The organism is Streptomyces sp. NPDC006476, from assembly GCF_040612015.1.
Classification (GTDB): domain Bacteria; phylum Actinomycetota; class Actinomycetes; order Streptomycetales; family Streptomycetaceae; genus Streptomyces; species Streptomyces griseorubiginosus_B.
Window position 1 is genome coordinate 1 of sequence record NZ_JBEXPK010000253.1, and the last position, 2,282, is coordinate 2,282.

At 71.9% G+C, this 2,282-nt stretch carries 1 protein-coding gene; it reads left to right on the forward strand.

The window, feature by feature from the left end:
- Nucleotides 1–114 precede the first annotated feature (114 nt).
- Nucleotides 115–2,282 (forward strand): hypothetical protein (locus ABZZ74_RS53710; protein WP_356951381.1); only part of this gene is annotated, 2,168 nt, incomplete at its 3' end.

Below are 2,282 nucleotides of genomic sequence, written 5' to 3' on the forward strand. Positions count from 1 at the left end.
CCCACACCGAGAACGGCTCCGGCATCCACTATGAGTATCGACCTGCCCCCAGAGCTTGCCTGGGTCGCGAGATTGGCTGTTGGCCAGGCGTGGCCCAGGGGCGATGAGGACCGGATGATGGCCCTCGGAAGGGCCTGGGAGGAGGCCGCGCGAGAGCTCGTTGCGATCAACGCGGCTGTTGGCGCCTCGGCGGTCGGTGTCTGGCGGGGCATCGAGGGCCCGGTCTTGAAGGAGTACGCGCATTTTGTCCAGCAGGTCGAGAGCAACCTGCCGGCCATGGCGAAGGGCGCGGGCCAGCTGGGGCGGGGCGCTAAACAGGCGAGCGTTGAGCTGGAGTACGCGAAGTACATGATCCTTGTCCAGCTTGTTTGGATGGCCTACGAGATCGCCCAGTGGACGTTTTTTGCGCCGGAGGTCATACCCGCCATCGTCGCGGCCGGGCGGCTCGCTGTACGCATGATCCTGCGGCGGATGCTGGTGGCCATCGCCACGGGCATCGGCATGATGGTCGGTGTGGACGCCGCTATCCAGGCGTTCCAGATGCTCAAGGGTGACCGCACCCGGTGGAACATCCGGAACACTTTGGGATCCGTGGAGTCGGGCGCGATGTTCGGGGCGATCGGCGGTATCACCGGGGAGTTCGGGGGCAGGTTCGCCGCCGGGTTCGCCAGCCACGTCGTGGGCAAGATGACGTTTGGGACCATCACCAACGTCATCGGCACCGTCGTGTCCGACGTGATGAACCGCACGCACTTGGACATGCTCTCGACGACCACGTCCGGTGCGCTGGGTGGCGTCCGCGGCGAGGGCGGCAAGCCGCGGTTCGGCAAGAACGGCGAGAACCTGCACATCGATCCCGTCAAGCTGAACCTGCCGGACCTGCCGGGGTCCGGCCTGCCGAACCTGGACGTGCCCAAGCTGCCGCAGACGGAGTCCTCCGGCGCGCCGCAGTGGCCCGTCACGGAGACCTCCCCGGTCAACCTCAGCGACCTAGGCACCCTCCCGGCCGCCGAGACGGCCCCTGGCGCCGACGCCGCACCCGGCGTGGGCACTACCACACCGGGCCCCGGTACGGTCCCGGCCACCAGCACCCCGGCCACCGGCGCTTCTCCGACGACCCGCACGGCGCCGGACACCGGCATGGGGCAGGGCACCGGCATTTCGGAACCGGGTCATCAGACGGCGTCCGGCCTGGCGAGCTCCGCGGCTATGCCGCAAACCGGGGAGGCCGGCCAGGAGGGGGCCGCGGCAGCTCCCGTCACCGGAGGCCGCGGACTTCCCGGCTTCGAGACCACTTCCCTGAACCAGCCGGCCGAGGCGCCGGCGCCTCACGAGGCCACGTCGTCACATACGGCGGCCCCCGCGCCGACCGTGGCAACCGGCCCGGCCACTCCCGCCTCGGCACAGCCGCAATCGCGCTCGGGCAGCGGCACGGTCCCGGCCACGGAGAGCGACACCGCGCAGAGCGCGTCGCCGCGGGAGTCCGCGGGCGCTTCCGGCACACGGTCCGGTCAGCCGGGCGAGTTGCCGGTCACCCGGCCCGCCAGCGGCTCGGAGGACCCGTCCACCGGCCGCGTCCGCACGGTCGGTGACGCCATCCCCGAGCCCGCGGCTGGGGGCCGGAACACCAACACCACCATGAGTACGTCCTCTTCGGCCATCGACACGGCCACGCCGGAGCACACCACCGTGCCGGGGATGGGTGCGCGCATTGCGCACGGGGACGGGGCCGTGTCGGGGTCGGTCGCCCCGTCGGAGCGGACAACGATGTCGGGTGCGGGTGGGGTGCACGACGACGCGACCCTGCCGGGGACCAGTACCGTGCCGCGGCAGGAGACGGGCACTCGCGGCGCCGAAGGCGCCTCGCCGGAGCTCGCGGCGCAGCACGGCGGCGAGCGGGGCACGTCCACGTCCGGGCAGTCCGGCGAGACGCGGATCGGAGGCGGTGCTGGGGCGCCGCGGAGCGCCCCGGGCACGGCGTCGCACGCGCCGCAGGAGCAGGCCTCCACCGACGCTGCCCGCCAGGCGCAGCCCATTGAGCCGATACGGCAGGGCACGCCCGTACCCGGTGGGTACTTGGTCGGTGAGCACGTCGGTGAGCACGTCGGTGAGCACCTCGGCCTGCCGCATGTGCCGGAGCCGTTCGATGCGTCGCAGCTGCCGGATCCGTCGCCGCGGGCTCTTGTCCAGGATCTGCCGTCCGTACCCGGGCTGCGGCCTGACTCGCCGCAGCCGCAGGTGCACCATCGCGTGGACGAACTCAGCCGCATCGCGCGGTCGGC